The organism is Actinomadura sp. 3N407 (assembly GCF_052245875.1).
Taxonomy (GTDB): Bacteria; Actinomycetota; Actinomycetes; order Streptosporangiales; family Streptosporangiaceae; genus Spirillospora.
In genome coordinates, this window is sequence record NZ_JBQQBP010000087.1 from 1 (window position 1) to 650 (window position 650).

At 66.3% G+C, this 650-nt stretch carries 1 protein-coding gene; it reads right to left on the reverse strand.

The features are described from left to right. Positions 1 to 650, reverse strand: a 650-nt coding sequence (locus ACTWPP_RS45045; RefSeq protein ID WP_443110627.1) for an AAA family ATPase, incomplete at both ends; no start/stop codon positions are given.

The following is a 650-nucleotide window of genomic DNA, read 5'->3' on the forward strand; positions in this document are numbered from 1 at the left end:
ATCTCCAACACATCGGGGTGGGCCTTCTCCACTTCATCCAGCAGCACCACGCTGTACGGGTTGCGGCGCACGGACTCGGTCAGCACACCGCCCTCGCCGTAGCCAACGTAGCCCGGGGGCGAGCCCTTGAGGCCCGACACGCTATGTGCCTCCTGGTACTCGCTCATGTTGATGGTGATGAGCTTGCGCTCGCCACCGTAGAGGATGTCGGCCAGCGCCAGCGCCGTTTCGGTCTTGCCCACACCTGACGGGCCGGCAAAGAGGAACACGCCGCGCGGCTTGTTCGGGTCTTCCAGGTTGGCGGTGGCGGTGCGCACGCGCTGTGCGATGGCATCCAGCGCGTGGTTCTGACCGATCACGCGGGCGGCCAGCAACGGCTTGAGGTTCAACACCGTGCGCAGTTCGTCCTTGACCATGCGGCCGAGCGGAATGCCGGTCCACGCGGAGACGATTTCCGACACCACGTGGCCATCCACTTGCAGCGGCACCATCGGGGTTTCGCCTTGCAGTGCGCGCAGCTCGGCCAGTAGCTTGGCCAGTTCGTCCGGCTCATCGGCGGTGCGGGCGCGCTTGGGCATCGACACCACGTTGCTGTTGGCTGCCACGGGCAGCGCGTCTTCCTCTCCGGCTTGTGTGGTGCCGCTTTCGGG